Annotated in this window: 18 protein-coding genes; 4 read left to right on the forward strand and 14 right to left on the reverse strand. The window is 66.4% G+C overall.

The window, feature by feature from the left end:
- Positions 1 to 71 precede the first annotated feature (71 nt).
- Complete coding sequence (locus E2E27_RS05465; protein WP_181443570.1) at positions 72 to 2,396, forward strand: TonB-dependent receptor; 2,325 nt, start codon at positions 72 to 74, stop codon at positions 2,394 to 2,396.
- Positions 2,396 to 4,528 (forward strand): Atxe2 family lasso peptide isopeptidase, encoded by a 2,133-nt coding sequence (locus tag E2E27_RS05470; RefSeq protein WP_141458015.1) that lies wholly within the window; start codon positions 2,396 to 2,398, stop codon positions 4,526 to 4,528. Before E2E27_RS05465 ends, E2E27_RS05470 begins: the two co-directional genes overlap by 1 nt.
- Here E2E27_RS05470 and E2E27_RS05475 read toward each other — a convergent pair.
- The 14 genes from E2E27_RS05475 to trbB all read right to left on the reverse strand — a co-directional run bounded on the left by E2E27_RS05475 (position 4,525) and on the right by trbB (position 16,753).
- The gene (locus tag E2E27_RS05475) at positions 4,525 to 6,240 is read right to left on the reverse strand and encodes an asparagine synthase-related protein (protein ID WP_141458016.1); all 1,716 of its coding nucleotides are present in this window, start codon (positions 6,238 to 6,240) and stop codon (positions 4,525 to 4,527) included. The two genes, E2E27_RS05470 and E2E27_RS05475, sit on opposite strands and share 4 nt — an antisense overlap.
- Before the next feature lie 5 nt (positions 6,241 to 6,245).
- The gene (locus E2E27_RS05480; RefSeq protein WP_141458017.1) at positions 6,246 to 6,869 is read right to left on the reverse strand and encodes a lasso peptide biosynthesis B2 protein; all 624 of its coding nucleotides are present in this window, start codon (positions 6,867 to 6,869) and stop codon (positions 6,246 to 6,248) included.
- 47 nt (positions 6,870 to 6,916) lie between these two features.
- Entirely contained in the window at positions 6,917 to 7,054 is a 138-nt protein-coding gene (locus E2E27_RS18645) for a hypothetical protein (protein WP_181443571.1), read from the reverse strand.
- 97 nt (positions 7,055 to 7,151) lie between these two features.
- The gene (locus E2E27_RS05485) at positions 7,152 to 7,415 is read right to left on the reverse strand and encodes a DUF2274 domain-containing protein (protein ID WP_141458018.1); all 264 of its coding nucleotides are present in this window, start codon (positions 7,413 to 7,415) and stop codon (positions 7,152 to 7,154) included.
- Positions 7,412 to 8,611 carry a TraB/TrbI/VirB10 family type IV secretion system protein gene (locus E2E27_RS05490; RefSeq protein WP_141461597.1) on the reverse strand — a complete coding sequence of 400 codons (1,200 nt, stop codon included), beginning with the start codon at positions 8,609 to 8,611 and terminating at the stop codon, positions 7,412 to 7,414. The genes E2E27_RS05485 and E2E27_RS05490 overlap by 4 nt, the downstream gene beginning before the upstream one ends.
- A complete protein-coding gene (gene trbG, locus E2E27_RS05495; RefSeq protein WP_141458019.1) occupies positions 8,611 to 9,606 on the reverse strand; it encodes a P-type conjugative transfer protein TrbG in 996 nt (331 codons plus the stop codon). Before trbG ends, E2E27_RS05490 begins: the two co-directional genes overlap by 1 nt.
- The gene (trbF, locus tag E2E27_RS05500; RefSeq protein WP_141458020.1) at positions 9,606 to 10,286 is read right to left on the reverse strand and encodes a conjugal transfer protein TrbF; all 681 of its coding nucleotides are present in this window, start codon (positions 10,284 to 10,286) and stop codon (positions 9,606 to 9,608) included. The genes trbG and trbF overlap by 1 nt, the downstream gene beginning before the upstream one ends.
- A gap of 6 nt (positions 10,287 to 10,292) precedes the next feature.
- Positions 10,293 to 11,606 (reverse strand): P-type conjugative transfer protein TrbL, encoded by a 1,314-nt coding sequence (trbL, locus tag E2E27_RS05505; RefSeq protein ID WP_141458021.1) that lies wholly within the window; start codon positions 11,604 to 11,606, stop codon positions 10,293 to 10,295.
- Position 11,607: 1 nt separating this feature from the next.
- The gene (gene trbK-alt, locus E2E27_RS05510; RefSeq protein WP_141458022.1) at positions 11,608 to 11,940 is read right to left on the reverse strand and encodes a putative entry exclusion protein TrbK-alt; all 333 of its coding nucleotides are present in this window, start codon (positions 11,938 to 11,940) and stop codon (positions 11,608 to 11,610) included.
- 4 nt (positions 11,941 to 11,944) lie between these two features.
- Positions 11,945 to 12,706, reverse strand: a complete 762-nt coding sequence (gene trbJ, locus E2E27_RS05515) for a P-type conjugative transfer protein TrbJ (RefSeq protein WP_141458023.1) — start codon at positions 12,704 to 12,706, stop codon at positions 11,945 to 11,947.
- Complete coding sequence (gene trbE, locus E2E27_RS05520) at positions 12,703 to 15,165, reverse strand: conjugal transfer protein TrbE (RefSeq protein ID WP_141458024.1); 2,463 nt, start codon at positions 15,163 to 15,165, stop codon at positions 12,703 to 12,705. The genes trbJ and trbE overlap by 4 nt, the downstream gene beginning before the upstream one ends.
- Before the next feature lie 3 nt (positions 15,166 to 15,168).
- Positions 15,169 to 15,444, reverse strand: coding sequence for a VirB3 family type IV secretion system protein (locus tag E2E27_RS05525; RefSeq protein ID WP_141458025.1), 276 nt, complete (start codon positions 15,442 to 15,444; stop codon positions 15,169 to 15,171).
- Positions 15,444 to 15,764: a TrbC/VirB2 family type IV secretion system protein gene (locus tag E2E27_RS05530; RefSeq protein WP_141461599.1), complete on the reverse strand. Its 321-nt coding sequence runs from the start codon at positions 15,762 to 15,764 to the stop codon at positions 15,444 to 15,446. The genes E2E27_RS05525 and E2E27_RS05530 overlap by 1 nt, the downstream gene beginning before the upstream one ends.
- An 8-nt stretch (positions 15,765 to 15,772) precedes the next feature.
- Complete coding sequence (gene trbB / locus E2E27_RS05535) at positions 15,773 to 16,753, reverse strand: P-type conjugative transfer ATPase TrbB (protein WP_141458026.1); 981 nt, start codon at positions 16,751 to 16,753, stop codon at positions 15,773 to 15,775.
- Positions 16,754 to 17,046: 293 nt separating this feature from the next.
- Here trbB and cysD point away from each other — a divergent pair, with 293 nt between their 5' ends.
- Complete coding sequence (gene cysD, locus E2E27_RS05540) at positions 17,047 to 17,949, forward strand: sulfate adenylyltransferase subunit CysD (protein ID WP_234036199.1); 903 nt, start codon at positions 17,047 to 17,049, stop codon at positions 17,947 to 17,949.
- The gene (gene cysN / locus E2E27_RS05545) at positions 17,949 to 19,862 is read left to right on the forward strand and encodes a sulfate adenylyltransferase subunit CysN (RefSeq protein WP_141458027.1); all 1,914 of its coding nucleotides are present in this window, start codon (positions 17,949 to 17,951) and stop codon (positions 19,860 to 19,862) included. The genes cysD and cysN overlap by 1 nt, the downstream gene beginning before the upstream one ends.
- The last annotated feature ends 9 nt before the right edge of the window (positions 19,863 to 19,871 follow it).

Consider the following 19,871-nt stretch of genomic DNA (forward strand, 5'->3'; position numbering starts at 1 on the left):
CCTGCGGCAATGACGGTCAACGCATGCCGGAACGTGAAGGGGAGAAGATGATGTCATTGAAAAGCAGGGCCTTGAAATTCCTTTTTGCGGGCGTCGCGGCGGGCGGGCTGGTGGTCCCCGCTCTTGCCCGGGACCCGCTGGGCGAACCCGGCTCGCAGAACCCGGGAGCCAGCGAGGACGAGGCCGAGGTTCCGATCGTTGTCACGGGCACGCGCATCCGGGGCGCACGCATCATCGGCGACACGACAAGGGTTGACCGTGAAACGATCGTGGACGCGGGGCAGATCGACCTCGGAGAGGCCATGCGCAGCCTCCCCCAGAACTTCTCCGGCGGGCAGAATCCGGGCGTCGGGTTTGGGGCGGGGGGCGCCAACAGCAATGTCAACTCGGCCTCGAGCCCCAATCTGCGGGGCCTGGGAGCAGACGCAACACTTACGCTGCTCAACGGGCACCGGCTACCGTATGATTCGGCTCTTCAGGGCGTCGATATCTCGGCGATTCCGCTTGCTGCGGTCGACCGGATCGAGGTCGTGCCCGACGGGGCCTCGGCGATTTACGGTTCGGACGCTGTCGGCGGGGTAGTCAATGTCATCCTGCGACGTGACTTCGAAGGCGTCACGACCTCGGCCCAAATCGGAGCCAGCACCGACGGCGGCTACTTCCGGCAGCAGGCCGACATCGTTGCCGGCACGACATGGAGTACCGGCGGCGCGTTGATTGCCTACGACTACGCGCATAACGACGCGATCAGGGCCGATCAGCGCAACTATGCCGCATCGCTCGATGCCGACACTTTTCTCTTTCCGTCACAACGGCGCCATGCGCTGACCCTGTCGGGCTATCAGGAGCTTGGCAACGGCGTGCGGGCCAGTCTCGATGCACTCTATTCGTCGCGGACATCGCGGATTGTCAGCGGCACGCCGGCGGCGCGGTTCATCTCCGAGCCCGAGGTCGAAAGCTATACGCTTGCGCCTTCGATCGACGTGGACCTGGGCGGCGGTTGGGAGGCTCGGGTCATCGGTATCTATGGTGCGGACCGGACAGACTTGCGTACCGATTTCGTGCCTCAGCCCGGCACCGGCAATGTCACCACCGGCTGCTTCTGCAACGAGGTCCTGTCGGCGGAAGCGGGCGCGGAAGGACCGCTTTTCGCGCTCCCGGGGGGAAGTGCGAGGCTCGCTTTCGGTGCGGGGTTCCGCAACAATAGCCTCGACTTCACAAGATCTGTGAACGGCACGGTTTCGGCGGCCTTCGACCGGACCCGGCGCAGCCGCTTTGCCTATGGCGAGCTCTATCTCCCGGTCGTCGCGCCCGACAATGCAATCAGCGGCGTTGCCGAGCTGACCCTTTCGGCGGCGCTGCGCTACGAGGACTACACCGATCTCGACCGGCAGCTGACACCGCGTGTTGCGGCAATCTATGCGCCGATCGAAGGCCTCCGGTTTCGCGCGAGCTGGGCGCGTTCTTTCAAGGCGCCCACCCTATTCCAGCAGTTCACCCCCTATCAGGCCTTCCTGCTCCCGGCTCTGGCGTTCGGCACCGGATCGCCGGGTCAGACGATCATCTTCACGAGCGGGGGTAATCCCGACCTCGAATCCGAGCGTGCCCGCAGCTGGACCGCCGGTTTCGAGCTTGAACCCGGCGGGCTGCCCGGTCTCTCTCTGTCCGCGACCTGGTACGATATCCGCTACAGCGACAGGGTGGTGCAGCCGATACCCGGCTCGATCGCCGCAGCTTTGCGCGATCCCGGCTTTGCCAGCCTCATCACCCGCAATCCCGGCGAAGAGCTGCTCGGCGATATCATCGGCGGCGCCCAGCTCGGCCTACAGAACTTCTCGGGCGCGCCTTACAGTCCTGCTTCGGTCCTCGCATTCATCGACAACCGCAACATCAATGTCGCCCTCCAGAACATCGAGGGTGTCGATGCCCGGCTTGCATGGACCCGCCGCATTGCCGCCGACAGAAGTTTCGGGTTCGAACTGGCCGGCAGCTGGCTGGACTCAAGCCAGCAACTGACGGCCGAACTTCCGCAGGTCCAGCTTTCGGGCACGGTTTTCAATCCGCCGCATTACCGGGCTCGCGGTACCGCGCGCGCCGAGCTTGGCAGCTTCAAGGCCAATGCGGCGATCAATTACACCGGTGCCCTTGTTGATCGCCGGTTCGCCACCGAAAGCCGCATCGCGCCGCAGGCAACATTCGACCTCGGCCTCAGCTACGACCTGATTGCAGGCGAGGGACGCGAGCCGGGGCTGACGGTTTCGCTGACGGTCCAGAATCTGTTCGACCGGGAACCCGAGGCGATCAGGATCACCGGCCCGAACGACACGCCCTATGATTCTACAAATTTCTCGCCGATCGGACGGTTCATTGCCGTGGGCATCAGGAGGCATTGGTAATGGGCCTGCTGCTTGCGGCATCGCTTGCCCATGCGATCGTACCGATCGCCAACATCCCGGTTCCGGAGGGCGATCCCTGTACGTTGTTGGAACAGTCGCCCACGGTTCGACCCGGCGGAAGCGTCACGATCGATGATCTGGTGGAACTTGCCGATATTGGTCGCTCGGATCCGAACGAGACAGCCAGTCCGTTCGGCATCTCGCCCGATGGTCGGCAAATCGCCTTTCTCGTGCGGCGCGGCAACGCGCAGACCAACAGCTACTGCCAGACGCTTTTGGTGATGCCGCTCGATGGCACCGGAACCCCGCGGGAGATCGCCCGCGATGCCGCCTTCATCAGGGATGACTTCGCGCTGCGCAGCTTCACTTCGGTGGCCGCCGGCTGGGCCAAGGTGATCGTTCCGCGCTGGTCGCCCGACGGAAAGACAATCGCGTGGTTGCGGCTGACGGATGGGATCAGCCAAGTCTGGCTGTCGGATCCGGCAGGAAGAACCTCACCGCGTCAGCTGACGGCATCGCCCGACAATGTCGACGACTTCGCCTGGACGCCCGACGGGCAAGGGATTGTCATCGCCACCCGTCCGGGGATCAGACATGCAGCCGAGGCGATTGCTGCCCAGTCACGCCGCGGCTATCTTTACGACGAGACCGTTTCGCCGCAATTCGGCGTACGGCCGATCCCCACAGGTCCGATGCCCAAGGTATACGCACGGGTCGACATCGTTTCGGGGCAGACGGCTGATGCCGGGCAGGGGGACGTTGCTCTGCTGGTCCCTCCACCGCGTGCCGATGCCCCGGAAGGGGCACGGCTGTTCACGCCAGGACCAGCTGAAAATGCGGCCTGGCTTGAACCGAAGGACCCCGACAGGTTCATTTCGCCTTCGCGCCTGGTCCTGCGGAGCAATGGCGAAGAGATGCGATGTAACGGGGCGCAGTGCGAAGGCATTCTTCGCCTGTGGTGGTCAGAGACGGAGCACGCCTTTCTCGCCGTGCGGAAGGGTGGGTGGGGCCTTTCATCGATGGCCATCCTGCGCTGGAATCCTGATGAGTCCGCTCCGCGCGAGGTCCTGGTCAGTGATGACATGCTCATCGGCTGCAGTCCGGTCGGTGCCGAGCTTATTTGCGCCCGGGAGGGCGCTGTCATGCCGCGACGACTGGTCGCGCTCGACCTCCGGAGCGGCGCGGAACGTCTGGTCTACGATCCCAACCCCGATTTCGCGGCGCGGACCACCGGGCCGGTGCAGCGTTTCCGCTTCCGCAACGCCTATGGAGTCGAGAGCTATGCCGATCTGGTGCTTCCCCCTGACCACAAGCCCGGCGAGAAGCACCCGCTGGTGGTGGTCCAGTATATCAGCCACGGCCTGTTGCGCGGCGGTTCGGGCGACGAAGTACCGATCCAGCCGCTCGCTGCGAGAGGATTTGCGGTTCTGAGTTTTGCCAAGCCCGATCTGGTTCCGCAGGTCGCGACAGCCCGGGATTCGATCAAGCTCCTCAGGGCCAACCGTGTCGACTGGCTCGATCGCCGCAATGTCCAGTCCTCGCTGGAGATTGCGGTCGGCCTTGCGCTTCGGACCGGCGCGGTCGACCGGGAACGCATGGGGATCACCGGCTGGAGTGACGGCGTCTCGTCGGCCCAGTTCGCCCTGATCAATTCTGACCTCTTCAAGGTAGCGGCCCTCGGTTCGTGCTGCGAGGACATGTACAGCTTTGTGCTCGAGGCAGGCCCCGCTTTCAGCGACTTCACCCGCAGTATCGGTTACAGGTTCTTTGAACCGGGAGACGAGGAATTCTGGCAGCCCATGTCGCTGATCCAGAATGTGGACCGTGTCTCGGCACCGATCCTGATCCAGAATGTCGACAGCGAATATGAGGGCGGGCTCGATGTTGTCGAGGTATTCCGGCTGAACAACAGGGCCATCGAGCTCCATGTCTTCGAGGACGAGACCCACTACAAGTGGCAGCCGGCTCACCGCCGGACGGTCTATGAGCGCAACATCCGCTGGCTCGAATTCTGGCTGATGCATCGCAAGACGTGCAAGAGTGACGCCGCGACGCAGGCGGAGCTTGAAAGGTGGCAGGCCATGCCAGACGCGCCGTCCGCAGAAAGCCTCGTCTGCGCGCCGCTACCCTAGCCCATCCATTCGCGGGCCCAGTTCTCAGCCTCGACGAGGTCGAGCACCCGGTAGATCACGGGATCGTCGCGGTTGCGGTCGGTCTGCAGCGCGCGCTCGATTGCGCACATGTCAATGAGGCCGGCCTGATTGAGAATGCCGCTCGCCAGTTGCTCGCGAAAGATCTTCCGGTTGCGGTCGAAGATTTCCCTGAGGAAGCTGTCGGGCCCGGCCTTCGATGTCCTGCGATGGAGGCTCCTCGGCAATTCGGCGGCAAAGGCCTTGCGGGCAAGGGAACGATTGATGCCGCCATCACACCAGAGCCAGGTCGGAAGGGCAAGGCAAAGTTCGAGCAACGGCTGGCTCATCAGCGGCGAGAAGCGACCTGCAGGGTTCGCCGGTCCGTGACAATGAAGCTGGGCGCGCATGATCAGGGCGAAATGATCCTGCTTGCCGCGATGCCCTGGCGTTATGTCGCTGGGCCACGGCATAGCCGGCGACAAGGCTTCGAAGCCAGGCGCACGAACTGCGGTCAGGCGCGTATCCGCCGGCCATGCGGGAAACCCGGGACGACCGGCAAGGCGGCGTACCGTGGCGCGGACCATTTTGCCGATATCCGATCCGGTGACACCGCACATGTCGAGCAGGGTCATAGGCCAGGGCGAGAACAGGCCCTCGGCCAGGATCCGGTCGGCGACCGGTGCGGGGGAGTGCAGGTAGCAGAACAGATTGTCCCCGCCGTTGCCGTCCCAGATACTGGCGGCACCCGATTGCCGGCCTGCCTTCGCGAGCATGGCATCCACACGGGTCAGGAAGGATTTGCGTGAGGGGCGAGGCAGTCCTGAAGAGGCACATTGGAACGGATCGAAGTCTTCCGGTGCATAGATTTCCTCTTCAAGCCTGACGCCAAGGTGACCGGCGAGCTGCCGGGCTGCGGCGCGCTCGTCACCGCCGGGATCCCGTGTCGCCAGCGTGACGCAGGAAAAGGGCAGTGCGGCCGCAGCCAGCGCGCCGCAGATTAGCGAGGAATCCACGCCTCCCGAGACCGCCACGACCGGCGGACCGAGCGCGCGGTGCCATGCCGACATGACCGACAATGCCGCCTGGCGCAGCCTCTGTGCCGCCTCCGCGACCCCGGGCGAGGGTCCGCGCGGCAGGAATTCGCCCGCCTGCCAAATGGCGTGCTCCGAAAGCGCGCGACTGCGCAAAACGGTGAGGCAACCCGGGCGCAGCTCACGCACACCCTCAAGACATGTGGTCGTGGTGCGCAGGTCGGGGCGGGTGAGATAATCACCCAGCGCGGCCAGATCGATGGCAGGCCGCGCGCCGTCGGCTTCAAACAGCAGGCGTGGATCCGATGCGACCAGCAGATGTGTCGTGGTCATGCGGTAGAAGACGGGCATGAGACCGCCGGGGTCGGGCAGAAGCCGGATGGTATCGCCATCGGTGAGGACAGCGAGATACGTGCCCCAGCACCGGGCCACCAGCTCCTCGGCGGCGGCATCGGGATCGCTGACCTCGGTGATGTGATTGCCCGACCTGTCACCCGGCGCATCGCGCCCGAAGACATGGCCGAGCACCAGCCCGCAATACCCCAACCGCTGAACCGGCGTTGCGCCGCCAGCCCAGTATCGCGCGGTACGCGCACACAGAGAGAGATGATCGGCCGCCGCCTCCGGCACCTGACGAGGGAGGCCCCCGGCGCTGAGCGGTATCGCGATGGCAAATTGCACGGGCGTCACACAACCAGCAATGGTGTGAAGCGCTGCGTCTCGTCCCACGTGTCATTGATGATCAGTGAGCCCGATTGTGCCCAGCAGTGGGCGCCAAAGGGGGAGCGCCTGACCCCGATGACCACTGTGGCGCGTATGCCATGACCGGCGAGCATCAGCGCGCAGGCGAGCGAGCGCGCAAGGCAGCGATCGGCGGCTGTCCGCAGGAGCCGTGCGCGATCGAAGGCATGCCCGACGCGGTTGATCGCGGCTTCGCGGTCCGCACATGGGCGCGCCGACGCCTGATCCAGTAACCTGCGGGTTGAATGCAGGACAGCATCGAATGCTTCCGAGGCAAGCCGGCGTTCGGTGCGGCGCTGCATCCACAGCGCGCGCGCAACATCCGGAAGCGAGAATCGCTGCTCATCGCCTGAGCACCAGGCGCCGGACGCGGCCTCCCATTCCTCCGGAAGCGCCAAGGCGGCGGGCACATGCCAGCAAGAGAGATCGCCTCTTGCCATCTCGCCAACCATGCAGGCATTTTGATTGTCGCGAAGCCGGAAATACCGGTCGCCTTCGAGGTCGAGAAAGATGACCTCGCCGTCAAGATCGCGCCAGGCGTGGGACGCCTTGTCAGGCAGATTGTGCATGACATGAACGAGGTGCGCACCCCCCAGGGATGCGCACCTCGCTTTGCTCACGCGCCGGTAGCGCCGAGGATGTAGCGCGACGGGCCGGTGCTCAGATCGACGTCGAAAACCGCGTTGCCGCGGGTTTCGACCGATGCCTTGCCGAGATCAACCTGACGCTCGTCCCGTGTGTTGTGATCATGCATTTCCTGGCTCCTCTTGGCTTTTCGCGACTCCGATCGTCGCATGGCCGAGGATGTGCCTGGGCGCTGGATCACGCTATTTTATAATGATTTTATAATGTCAGCGGCTTCGCGGATCAGCCTCCGAAGACGGCGTAGCGCCGCTTGCTGCCTTGCGCCTTTGTCGTGCAAACCCGCGGTCCGATGCGATAAAGCGCTCCAGCATCGGCGCGACTAGATCCGCAGGCTGGGGCGCCCCCGCTGACGACCCGCCATTGAGCACGGCCGCATAGCTGGCGAGCTCGCGGTGCAGCCGCGCCGGTATCTCGATCGTGAGCTTGACCGGCTTTTCGCCCGTGATGTCGGAGAGCCTGAGCCGCGTCATGATGCAGGGCCGAGAACCAGATCGCGGGTAACCAGCACGCGCACCGGAGTGCCCGGCCGGATCGTCAGTGTGGGACGCACGCCGAGCTCGCGCGAGACCACCTGTTCGCCCGCACGGTTGACGCTGTCCTGGCTGCCGCGCCGCAGCGCGCGGGCGAGTTCTTCGTCCGATCCCGAACCGGATTCAGCGCCAATTGCGAGCAGCGTCGAGACAAGCGCAGCGCGCAACACGCCGCCCCAGTGGTAATCCACCCCGTCCTCGAGCCCGGCATAGCCGGAAGGATCGGAGGCAGGCTGGCGCTCGAGCACGATCGACCGTCCGTCGGGAAGGATCAGCCTGTTCCAGGCGAGCAGCACGCGGCGCTGCCCGAAACCCACGTCGGAAGCGTAATCGCCGACCAGTCGCGACCCTTGCGGGATCAGCAGCCGGCGACCGGTCAGGCTGTCAAAGACGTTCTGGGTCACCTGTGCGGTGACAAGCCCGGGCTGGTCCGAACGCACGCCGGTAATGAGCGCTGCCGGAATAATCGCCCCGGCCATCAGCGTCGCATTTGACCCCGTGCCCGTGAGCCGTTCTCCTGACGCGGTCCGCCGGTCGACCGGTCGCTCCAGAAAGCCTGTCGATCCTGTTGCAGGGTTCGGCTGCGATGTCTGAAGCAATGACGCAGACGGCGGAACAGGCACAGCGGCGGGCACCGGGACGCCCGCACTGCCCGCGGCAAACAGCCGGCTTGCGCGCGCCGCCTCGCGCTCCTGTTCGAGCCGCTGGCGTGCCATCTCGGCGGGGTCGGGAGGCGGCACTTGCGTCACCGTGGCCGCGCCGCTGGCCGGTGGCAGCGCGGCCACCGCACCGCGATCCTGCGCATCCAGGATCGACTTGCCGAGATCACCGGGAAGCGGCGGGCCGAGCCGGGGGACCTCGGAATAGTCTGCGGGCGCCGAGGCAAGACCTTCGGCGACCGCCACACCACCGGTGTTGGCCAGCTCTTCGCCCGCATCGGCATTGGGCGATCTCAGCGCGAAGATCAGCGCGCCGCCAACGAGCGCCAGCCCGGCGGCGCTCGCCAGACCAATTGCCTTGCGCGAGAGGCGCACGACCCGAGGCGCCTCGCCGCGCAGACGCACGATACTTTCAGCATCGACGCGTTCGTCACCGGCCGCGTTGGGGCCGGGCGCCGGAGTGCCGGGTGCCGTGATCACGATGCGCCCCGGGCGCGATTGGTGATAGTGACGCGCTGCTGGCGGCGGCCTGCACCGAGCCGCAGTTCGCCGCGCTCGAACAGCCGGTCGACAATGAGATAGCGGCCAGACACGCGGTAATTTGCGAGTTCGGCGGTGTCGTCCTCGCCCAGCACGAAGAAGGGCGGTAACTCGCCTTGCGCGATGTCAGGCGCGAACTCGATCAGCGTGCGCTGCCCGTCATCGAACACCCGCACCGGCCGCCAGCGCGGCCGGTCGCCAGAGAGCCGGTAGTCGAAGTTGAACTGCTCGGGCACCAGGCCTGCGGCGATGGGCGCCGCGCGCACGGCATCCGCTTCGGCGCGGCGCAGAGCGATGAGTTCATCGTCCGGATAGGTCCAGCTGACCGACGCCATCCACGTGTGCGCCGTCGCGCGCAGCTCGAGGTGATAGGTGCGGCGGTCGGTGTTGATCACGAGATTGGTGGCGATGCCGGGCCGGGTCGGCTTCACCAGAATGTGAACCCGCCGGGTTGTGCCCGCCCCGCTCAGCGTGTCGCCGATCATCCATCGCACCGTGTCGCCGGAAGCGACCGGTCCCGGCCCGACCAGCTGCTCACCGACCTGGAGGGCGATGTCGGTCACCTGTCCCGGCGCGGTGTAGACCTGATACAATGCGCCTTCGCTATAGGCGTAGCGCTGGATCGCATTCTCGAACCCGGCATCCTCGGGCTCGACCCGCGCTGCCGCGTTCGCCGCTCCCACATGCGCCTCGGGGCCTGGCGCAGGGGAGCGGCGCGCGGCAGGGGGGGAAGCCTGCCGCGAAGGAGGAGCAGGCGGCAATGATGCCTGTAGAGGAATGACCGGCAGGTCGGTCGTGAGCGCGACGAGTGCAGCGCAAGCCGCGCGCGCTTGCGGAACCGGGGTGGCGAAGACCGGCGAGGCGGCGACCAGCGCACAGGAGGTGGCGAGCGCAAGAGCCATGCAGCGCGAAGGAAGGTTCAGGCGTGTCATCAGCCAAGCTCCTTTGACCAGTTGATCGATGTGACGAAAATGCCGAGCGGGTTGCGTGTGAGTGCGTCGGGTGTGCGCGGCGGCTGGACCGCTACCCCGAGGATGGCGGTCCAGCGTGACGTCCCGGCGAGCGCGCCATCGCGGTAGCGGCGTTCGGTCCAGGCGACCCGGAAGCTTTGGGGCGAGGCACGGATGACGCTTGTGACATCGACCGCCACCTGTTCGCGGCCGATTGCCGCGAACGGATCGTTGGTCCGCGCATAGTCGTTGAGTGCGAGCGCGCCGCGATCGCTTGCAAAGTCGTAGGCCCTGAGCCAGTTCGCGCGCACCACCACCGGATCGGCCGGCAATGCGCGGACCTGTTCGATAAAGCGCGCAAGATGAAACGCGATCTGCGGATCGCTCGGCGTGAACCCGGCCTCTGCCGGAGCAACGCTGCGCGCCTCGCCGAGCTTGTCGACCTCGACCACCCAGGGGACGATCGTCCCGCGTGCATTCTGCCAGACGAGCGCGCCGGTCAGCGCCGCCGACAGACCGAGTGCACCGAAACAGGCATAGCGCCAGCTGCGCGCCTGGACCCGGGCCGAGCCGATGCGCTCGTCCCAGACCTGCGCTGCGCGCTGGTAGGGGGTCTCGGGCTGCCGGGTCCTGCCGTACCGGATCGTGGGGCGTCTGAACATGGAAGCCTAATCCTTCTCTCGCGTGTCGATCGCTGCGCCAGCGCCGTGGCCGTCGCCGCTGCGCACCGTGTGCGCGGCAAGCGAGGCGGAGTGACCGAGACTCTGGCGCTGCTTCATGGTGCGGGCCCAGCCGGGCATTCCGGCATCGCTCCGGGGTTCGCTGGCGGCGGCGCCAGGCGCAGGGATGATCCGCCCGCCCATATTGCCGACCGCGCCGCGGGCGCCGTCGCGAAAGTTAGCACGGGCGGCCTCGGCTGCTCTGCGCAGCGGCGACATCGCTGCGCCGCCGGCTGCACGACCAACACCGGCCAGGCCGCCAACGACGGCAGTGCTGCCGCTTTTCCCGGCAGAGCCGGTGGCGTAGGCCATCGTCGCGCCGCCGGCAGCGCGCGAGGCTCCGCCAGCGACAGACGACGCGGCAGCCGCCGCTGCGCCTGCGGCGAGCTTCGCGCCGGCAACACCGCCGACCGCTGCGCCGCCGGCAAGGAGCGCGGTACCGGCAGCCGCGCCGGCTCCCAGTTGCGGGCCGCCCGCAACGATGCCGTTGGCAATGCCAGGGCCGAAGATGCCGAGTCCCAGCAGGGTCAGGCTGGCGAGCATGATAGCCAGCGCGTCCTCGATCGTCGGTTCGCCCGGGATCGCGCCGGTGAACTCGGCGAACAGCGTCGAGCCGATGCCGATGATGACCGCGAGCACCAGTACCTTCACACCAGAGGACACGACGTTGCCGAGCACGCGCTCGGCGAGGAAGGCGGTCTTGCCGAACAGCCCGAACGGAATGAGCACGAAGCCCGCAAGCGTGGTCAGCTTGAACTCGATCAGCGTGACGAAGAGCTGGATCGAGAGAATGAAGAAGGCGATCACCACCACCGCCCAGGCGAGCAGCAGGATGACGATCTGCAGGAAGTTCTCGAAGAAGCCGACATAGCCGAGCAGGTCCTGCATCGCTTCGAGCAGTGGCCAGGCGGCGTCGATCCCGACCTGCGCAACCCGCCCGGGTTGGAGCAGGTCGGCCGCGCCCAATCCCGACCCGCTTGCCTTGAGGCCGAGGCCGGCAAAGCTCTCGAAGACGATGGTGGCGAGTGCGCTCCAATTGCCGATGATCCAGGCGAAGATGCCGACGAAGAGCGTCTTCTTGACGAGCCGCGCAATGATGTCGTCGTTGCCGCCCCAGCTCCAGAACAGCGCCGCGAGCGTCACGTCGATCACGATCAGCGTCGTCGCGATGAATGCGATCTCACCCGACAGCAGGCCGAAGCCGCTGTCGATGTATCGCGAGAAGATCGCGAGGAAGCGATCGACGACGCCGGTTCCGCCCATCTCAGGTCTCCGGATCCACAGCGAGAGGCGCCCCGACCGATGCGGCGTCAGGTGCTTCGCCAAGCTCCGACGAGGCCTCTCCCCGATTGACGCCGAAGAAGCGTCGCCGCTTCTCGGCCCATGCCGCGCGGCAGTCGGGAGAGGAGAGCGCGCGTTCGCCCATCGCCGCGCAGGCCCGCAATTGCAGTGCGAGCGGATCGCCATCGCGAGGCTGGACCGCGCGGGACGGATCGCTGCGCGGCGCGGGCCCCTCCAACAGCTGGACCAGCGTCATCGTGACCGCGAGGCCGACGAACACGGCCGCGCCGATCCGCGCAAGGAGCTTGCCATCCATGCGGTCAGTCCTCGCCAGCGCGGCGGGCCTGCCTGGGCACATAGCGCGGACGAACGGCAAGGAAGCGGCGCAACTGCTCGCGTGCCTGCGCCTTGGCTGCGGCGCGTTCGGCCGCGTCGAGCGCCTGCGCGCGATTGGCTGCGGCAAGCGTCGCGGTGAGATCGGCGAGCTGGCGTGCCTGGAGCGCGAGCAGCTGGTTGCCCGCCTGCGCGGCCTGAAGCGCGCCCTCGGCCGACTGGCTGGCGCTCAGCAGATCGCCGATCGCGGCGCGCGATCCTTCGATATTGGCGACTGCGCCCGCCTGGACCTTGAGCGCATCCTCGAAGGCGGCCACGCTGTTCTGCCAGCGCGCTTCGGCATCGGCGATCATCGCCTGCTGCGACGTGCCGAGCGCCGCCCCGCGATATTGTCGGTCGAAGGCGGTCTCGATCGCGCGCACGTCATAGGCGATGCGCTGCGCCTGATCGAGCAGCTGCTGCGTCTGGCGGATCTGGTCGGTGAGCGGCTGAACGATGGTGAGCGGCAGGCTCTGGAGATTGCGCGCCTCGTTGACGAGCGAGGTCGCCTGGTTCTGCAGCATGCGGATCTGGTTGTTGATCTGCTCGAGCGTGCGCGCCGCAGTGAGCACATTCTGCGCGTAGTTCGAAGGATCGTAGACGACCCCGCCGAGCTGCGCGTGTGCCGGTGTCGAGGCCAGAGTGCCGAGACCGGCAAGCGCAAGCGCGCTCGCTGCGGCGAGGCTGCGAATGGATCGGGAACGGGTCATGCTGGGTCTCCTTCTTGGGGGGCAGGGTAAATCTCATCGCGGGACGCGGCCGGCAGCAACTCGGCGGCCCAGTCGAGGCCGCGATGCGCGAGCCAGGCGGCGGCAAAGCCGGCGCGCCCCGCCTCGTCGATGATCCGCGTGATCGCGCGCTGGTCCGCCTTCGAGGAGGCGGCGGTGAAGGCGAGCGCGACCTCGCCAAGCCCGAGATCGAACAGACGGTTGCCGCGCGCCGACTGGCAATAATATTCGCGCTTCGGCGTCGCCCGGCTGACGATCTCGATCTGGCGGTCGTTGAGCCCGAAGCGGCGATAGATCGACAGGATCTGCGGCTCGCGCGCGCGCTCGTTGGGGAGAAAGACCCGTGTCGGGCAGCCCTCGATGATTGCGGGTGCGATCGCCGAACCCTCGATGTCGGCGAGGCTCTGGGTCGCGAAGATGACGCTCGCATTCTTCTTGCGCAGCGTCTTGAGCCATTCGCGAAGCTGTGCGGCAAAGCCGGGACTGTCGAGCACCAGCCAGCCTTCGTCGATGATGATGAGCGTCGGCGCGCCGTCGAGTTGCGCTTCGATCCGGTGGAAAAGGTAGGCAAGCACCGCTGGTGCCGCTGCCGATCCGGTCAGCCCTTCGGTCTCGAACGCCTGGAAGTCGGACGATCCCAGTCGCTCGCTCTCCGCGTCGAGCAGGCGCCCGAACGGGCCGCCGAGACAATAGGGCGCGAGCGCCTGCTTGAGCGGCTGCGACTGCAGCAGCACCGCAAGCCCGGTGAGCGTGCGTTCGGATAGAGGGGCGCTCGCCAGCGAGCCGAGCGCCGTCCACAGATGCTCCTTGGTTGCCGGGTCGGGCACGACGCCTTCGGATACGAGGATCGCCTGGAGCCATCCCGCCGCCCAGTTGCGCGTCGCGTGATCGTCGATCCCCGCCAGCGGCTGAAGCAGGACGCCCGCCTCGCTATCGGCGGCGAGGCTTGCCCCGAGATCCTGCCATTCGCCGCCGCAGGCGAGCGCTGCGGCACGGATCGATCCGCCGAAGTCGAAGGCGACGATCCGCGCGCCCGGATAGCGCCGGAACTGCATCGCCATGAAGGCGAGCAGCACCGATTTGCCGGCGCCGGTCGGGCCGACCACGAGCGTGTGCCCGACATCGCCGGCGTGGAGGGCGAAGCGGAACGGCGTAGTGCCTTCGGTCCGCGCGTAGTACAGCGGCGGCGCATCCCAGTGCGGATCGCGCTCCGGTCCGGCCCACACGGCCGAGATCGGCAACATGTGCGCAAGGTTGAGCGTCGAGACCGGCGGCTGCCGGACGTTGGCGTAAACGTGACCCGGCAGCGATCCGAGCCAGGCCTCGAGCGCGTTCATGCCCTCGGTCACGCAGGTGAAGTCGCGGCCCTGGACGACCTTCTCGACCTGCCGCAGCTTCTCGGCGGCGAGCGCTGCATCCGCGTCCCACACCGTGACGGTGGCGGTGACGAGCGCCATCCCGACATGATCGGCACCGAGCTCCTGCAGCGCCAGATCGGCGTCCTCGGCCTTGTTCGACGCATCGCTGTCGAGCAGCACCGACGCCTCGTTGGTGATCACCTCCTTGAGGATGGCGGCGACAGATTTGCGTTTGGCGAACCACTGGCGCCGGATTTTCGCCAGCAACCGCGTCGCATCGCTCTTGTCGAGCATGATCGCGCGGGTCGCCCAGCGATAGGCGAATCCAAGGGTGTTGAGCTCGTCGAGCAGGCCCGGGACCGTCGCGCTCGGAAGGCCGACTACGCTCAGCGTTCTCACGTGGGCCGAGCCCAGTCGCGGCTCGAGCCCGCCCGTGAGCGGCTCGTCGGCGAGAAGCGCATCGAGATGCATCGGCGTCTCGGGTACGCGCACGCGCTGGATGCGGGTGGAGATGCAGTTGTGGAGATAGCTCAGCGTATCGCTATCATCGAGCCATCCCACTTCGGGAAAGAAGCCCTCGAAGAGCTTGAGCAGCCGGTCGGTCCGGTCAACGAAGCCGGCCAGCAGCTCGCGCGGGTTCACGCCCTTCTCTGCGCGGCCTTCGTATAGCCAGCTCTCGGCGCGCGCGGCATCCTCGGCGGGCGGCATCCACAGCAGGGAAAAATAGTAGCGGCTTTCGAAATGCGCGCCTTCCTCGGCAAACTGCGCGGCGCGTTCGCGCTCGACCAGCGCCGAGGCCGGATCGGGAAAGTTGCATTGGGGATAATCCTGCGCCGGGCGGCGGACCGCCTCGACGAAGATCGCCCAGCCCGAGCCCAGCCGCCGCAGCGCGCTGTTCAGACGTGCGGTCACCGCAATGAGCTCGGCGGGCGTGGCGCTGTCGAGATCGGGCCCGCGAAAGCGCGCGCTGCGCTGGAAGCTCCCGTCCTTGTTGAGGACCACGCCTGGCGCGACCAGCGCCGCCCAGGGGAGGAAATCTGCGAGCCGGTCGGCCTTGCGGCGGTATTCGCGAAGCGAGAACATCGCTCAGACCTCGCAATGCGCCGGAAAGCGCAGGTGCCGCCGCGCGACATCGACGAACTGCGGATCGCGCCGCGCCGCCCAGACCGCGGCGGCGTGACCGAGCGCGAAGCAGGTGAGCCCGGCGATCCACAACTGCAGGCCGAGCCCGATCGCGCCGGCGAGCGTTGCGTTGGCGATCGCCAGACCGCGCGGTGCACCTCCGAGCAGGATGTGCTCGGTCAGCGCGCGGTGCACCGGGACTACGAATCCGGGCGGAAGATCGGGCGCGCCAGCGTCCATCAGACCAGCGCTCCGCCGCCGAAGGAGAAGAACGAGAGGAAGAAGGACGATGCGGCAAAGGCGATCGACAGCCCGAAGACGATCTGGATCAGCCGCCGGAAGCCGCCCGAGGTGTCGCCGAAGGCAAGCGCAAGGCCAGTGGCGATGATGATGATCACTGCGACGATCTTGGCGACCGGGCCCTGGATCGATTCGAGGATCGCCTGAAGCGGCGCTTCCCATGGCATCGACGAACCGGCGGCGTTGGCGGGTGCCGCAAGCGCAAGCACGACAAGTCCGGACAGGACGAGAGCGGTCAGGCGCGCGCGCGCCCGGGACATGACAACAATCACGAAGGGTCTCCTTGGGAAGGGGAGCAGGGGGCGAGAATGTATTCGCCGGCGGCATCGAGGCCGCGGACCTCGGCGAGCTCTGTCAGCCGCCGTCCGGTCCCGTCGCGCACCAGCACCGCGATCACATCGATCGTCTCGGCGATCAGCGCGCGCGGGACGGTGACGACGCATTCTTGGATGAGCTGCTCGAGCCGTCGCAGCGTGCCCAGAGCGGAGCCTGCGTGGATCGTGCCGATCCCGCCCGGGTGCCCGGTGCCCCAGGCCTTGAGGAGGTCGAGCGCCTCGGGCCCGCGGACTTCGCCGATCGGGATCCGGTCGGGGCGCAGACGCAGCGCCGAGCGCACCAGGTCCGACAGCGTCGCCACCCCGTCCCTGGTGCGCAGAGATACGAGATTGGGCGCGGCGCACTGCAGCTCGCGCGTATCCTCGATCAGGACGATCCGTTCATCGCTCGAAGCGACCTCGGCGAGCAGCGCGTTAGTGAGGGTCGTTTTGCCGCTTGACGTGCCGCCAGCGACAAGGATGTTCCGGTGCGAGCGCACCGCTTCGGCAAGTGAATCGCGATAAGCCGCGGACATGATTCCGGCAGCAACATAATCGGCGAGCGTGAAGACCGCGACCGCCGGCTTCCGGATCGCAAAGCTGGGCGCAGCGACGACAGGCGGCAGCAGGCCCTCGAACCGCTCGCCTCCCTCGGGCAATTCTGCCGAGACCCGCGGTGCACTCGAATGCACCTCGGCACCGACATGATGCGCGACCAGCCGGATGATCCGCTCGCCGTCGGGAGCGGTCATCAGGCGGTCGGTCGCCGCGAGACCGTCACCGAGCCGGTCGACCCAGAGCTGCCCATCGGGATTGAGCATCACCTCGATGACGGTGTCGTCAGCCAGCCAGCTGGCGATGTCGGCTCCGAGCGCGGTCCGCAGCATGCGCGCGCTGCGCGAGGGCGGATCCGAACAGATGGGAATGACGCTCACCGAGGGCCTCCGGAGGGCGCGGCCGACTATCGGCTGCGCTTGCGAGGCAGAGCAAGAAGACACGATAACGACTGGACACAACAGCAAATCTCTGCGGGCGTGCGCTGTCGTTGAAATGCTAAGGTGCGCGTAGTTTCTGTTTGCGAGGACCGCAGTGCGACACCCGATCAGAGGGCCGAATCGATAACAGTATATTGCTGGCGATCATTGTAATGATTGTCATCTGCTCGGCGCCGGGCAGACAAAGCCAAATTTGCTTGTTTTGTGCAATGCAGCGTGTAGCAACCCCCGCCATGCGTAGTCTTACCCACCTCGAGCGGCTCGAAGCCGAGAGCATTCACATTTTCCGCGAAGTCGTGGCCGAGGCCGAGAATCCGGTCATGCTCTATTCGGTGGGCAAGGACAGCTCGGTGATGCTGCATCTGGCGCGCAAGGCCTTCTACCCCGCGCCGCCGCCTTTCCCGATGCTGCACGTGGCGAGCGGGTGGGACTTTGGCGATCTGCTCGCCCACCGCGACCGCACGGTGCGCGAATACGGGCTGAAGCTGATCATCGCCGAAAACGAGGATGCCGAGGCGCAGGGGATCAACCCTTTCGACACCGGCAGCGCGCTCTATTCGCAGGCACAGCTGACCGATCCGCTCAAGCGCGCGCTGACCGCCCACGGCTTCGACGCGGCCTTCGGCGGCGGCCGGCGTGACGAGGAAAAGGCCCGCGCGAAGGAGCGCATCTTCAGCTTCCGCAACGCCGCGCATCGCTGGGACCCGAAGAACCAGCGCCCCGAGCTGTGGAACCTCTACAACGCCAAGAAGGCCAAAGGCGAAAGCATCCGCGTCTTCCCGATCTCGAACTGGACCGAGCTCGACATCTGGCAGTACATCGCGCTCGAGAATATCGACATCGTGCCGCTCTATTTCAGCAAGCCCCGCCCGACGGTGGAGCGCGACGGGATGATTCTGGTGGTGGACGATGAGCGCTTCCGGCTGGAAGAAGGCGAGGAGCCCGTGACCCGCTCGGTCCGCTTCCGCACGCTGGGCTGCTATCCACTGACCGGCGCGACGGAAAGCGATGCGACCGAGATGAACCACATCATTCAGGAAATGCTGCTCGCCACCGGGTCCGAACGCCAGGGCCGCGCGATCGACAAGGGGCAGTCGGCCAGCATGGAAGACAAGAAGCAGGAGGGGTATTTCTGATGGACACGCCCTCCAGCTTCCAGACCGACAGCCTCATCGCCGAGGATATCGACGCCTATCTCGACCAGCACCAGCACAAGAGCCTGCTGCGCTTCATCACCTGCGGCAGCGTGGATGATGGCAAGTCGACCCTGATCGGGCGGTTGCTCTACGACAGCAAGATGATCTTCGAAGATCAGCTCGCCGCGCTGGAGAGCGACAGCAAGCGCCACGGCACGCAGGGCGAGGAGATCGACTTCGCGCTGCTGGTCGATGGCCTCGCCGCCGAGCGGGAACAGGGGATCACGATCGACGTCGCCTACCGCTTCTTCACGACCGAAAAGCGCAAGTTCATCGTTGCCGATACGCCGGGGCATGAACAATATACCCGCAACATGGTGACCGGCGCTTCGACCGCCGACCTCGCCGTGATCCTGATCGACGCGAGGAAGGGCGTGCTGCAACAGACCCGGCGGCATTCCTACCTCGTCCACCTGCTCGGCATCCGCCACGTGGTGCTGGCGGTGAACAAGATGGATCTCGTCGGCTACGACCAGTCGACCTTCGAGCATATCGTCGCGGACTACCGCACCTTCGCCAAGAGCATCGGGATCGCGGACTTCACCGCCATCCCGATTTCGGGCTTCAAGGGCGACAATATCACGACCGCGCCCTCGGCCAACACGCCGTGGTATGATGGCCCCGCGCTGATCGAGCACCTCGAAAGCGTCGAAGTCGATGCGGCGGCTGCGCAAAAGCAGCCGTTCCGCATGCCGGTGCAGTGGGTCAACCGCCCCAATCTCGACTTCCGCGGGTTCGCGGGCCAGATCGCCAGCGGCACCATCCGCCCGGGCGATGCGGTGCGGATCGTGCCTTCGGGCAAGACCAGCACGGTCAAGACGATCGCCACGTTCGACGGCGATCTCGAAGAGGCAGTCGCGGGCCAGTCGGTCACGCTGACGCTGGCCGACGAGGTCGATTGCTCGCGCGGCGATCTGATCGCGGCGGCGGGCGATCCGCCGCAGGCCTCCGACCAGTTCCGCGCCACGCTGGTGTGGATGGACGAGGAAGCGCTGAAGCCGGGCCGGGGTTACTGGCTCAAGCTCGGCACGCAGATGGTCACCGCCACGATCCAGCCGCCCGAATATGAGATCGACGTCAACAGCCTCGAGCATCTCGCGGCCAAGACATTGGGCCTCAACGGCATCGGCGTCGCCGAATTCGCCACCGACCGCCCGATCGCCTTCGAGCCCTACGCCGCCAATCGCCAGCTCGGCGGGTTCATCCTGATCGACAAATTCACCAACGCCACCGTCGCGGCGGGGATGATCGAGTTCAGCCTGCGCCGGGCAGACAATGTCCACTGGCAACCGACCGCGATCACCCGCGACGATCACGCCGGCATGAAGAACCAGACCCCGCGGGTGCTGTGGTTCACCGGGCTTTCGGGCTCAGGCAAGTCGACCATCGCCAACGAGGTCGAAAAGCAGCTGTTCCTGATGAACCGCCACACCTTCCTGCTGGATGGCGACAACGTGCGTCACGGGCTCAACCGCGATCTCGGCTTTACCGAGGCCGATCGGATCGAGAACATCCGCCGCGTGGGCGAAGTCGCCAAACTGATGGCGGATGCAGGCCTGATCGTGCTCACCGCCTTCATCTCGCCGTTCCGCGCAGAGCGACGGATGGTGCGCGACATGCTGCCCGATGGCGAATTCATCGAAATCTTCGTCGACACCCCGCTGGAGGTCGCCGAGGTGCGCGATGTGAAGGGCCTCTACAAGAAGGCGCGCGAGGGCAAGCTCAAGAACTTCACCGGCATCGACAGCCCCTATGAAGCGCCCGAGAACCCGGAAATCCGCGTCAACACCGTGGACATGACTCCCGAGGAAGCGGCGCGCTACATCATCCAGCAGATCCTGCCGTTGAAATAGTCATTACAG

Source organism: Porphyrobacter sp. YT40, from assembly GCF_006542605.1.
In the GTDB taxonomy this organism is placed as follows: Bacteria; Pseudomonadota; Alphaproteobacteria; order Sphingomonadales; family Sphingomonadaceae; genus Erythrobacter.

Bases quoted from the DNA above. Each gene is read 5' to 3' on its own strand.
- E2E27_RS05470 (WP_141458015.1), top strand. From the start codon at position 2,396: ATGGGCCTGCTGCTTGCGGCATCGCTTGCCCATGCGATCGTACCGATC.
- E2E27_RS05480 (WP_141458017.1), bottom strand. From the start codon at position 6,869: ATGCACAATCTGCCTGACAAGGCGTCCCACGCCTGGCGCGATCTTGAC.
- E2E27_RS18645 (WP_181443571.1), bottom strand. From the start codon at position 7,054: ATGCATGATCACAACACACGGGACGAGCGTCAGGTTGATCTCGGCAAG.
- E2E27_RS05485 (WP_141458018.1), bottom strand. From the start codon at position 7,415: ATGACGCGGCTCAGGCTCTCCGACATCACGGGCGAAAAGCCGGTCAAG.
- trbG (WP_141458019.1), bottom strand. From the start codon at position 9,606: ATGACACGCCTGAACCTTCCTTCGCGCTGCATGGCTCTTGCGCTCGCC.
- trbF (WP_141458020.1), bottom strand. From the start codon at position 10,286: ATGTTCAGACGCCCCACGATCCGGTACGGCAGGACCCGGCAGCCCGAG.
- trbL (WP_141458021.1), bottom strand. From the start codon at position 11,606: ATGGGCGGAACCGGCGTCGTCGATCGCTTCCTCGCGATCTTCTCGCGA.
- trbK-alt (WP_141458022.1), bottom strand. From the start codon at position 11,940: ATGGATGGCAAGCTCCTTGCGCGGATCGGCGCGGCCGTGTTCGTCGGC.
- trbJ (WP_141458023.1), bottom strand. From the start codon at position 12,706: ATGACCCGTTCCCGATCCATTCGCAGCCTCGCCGCAGCGAGCGCGCTT.
- trbE (WP_141458024.1), bottom strand. From the start codon at position 15,165: ATGTTCTCGCTTCGCGAATACCGCCGCAAGGCCGACCGGCTCGCAGAT.
- E2E27_RS05525 (WP_141458025.1), bottom strand. From the start codon at position 15,444: ATGGACGCTGGCGCGCCCGATCTTCCGCCCGGATTCGTAGTCCCGGTG.
- E2E27_RS05530 (WP_141461599.1), bottom strand. From the start codon at position 15,764: ATGTCCCGGGCGCGCGCGCGCCTGACCGCTCTCGTCCTGTCCGGACTT.
- cysD (WP_234036199.1), top strand. From the start codon at position 17,047: ATGCGTAGTCTTACCCACCTCGAGCGGCTCGAAGCCGAGAGCATTCAC.
- cysN (WP_141458027.1), top strand. From the start codon at position 17,949: ATGGACACGCCCTCCAGCTTCCAGACCGACAGCCTCATCGCCGAGGAT.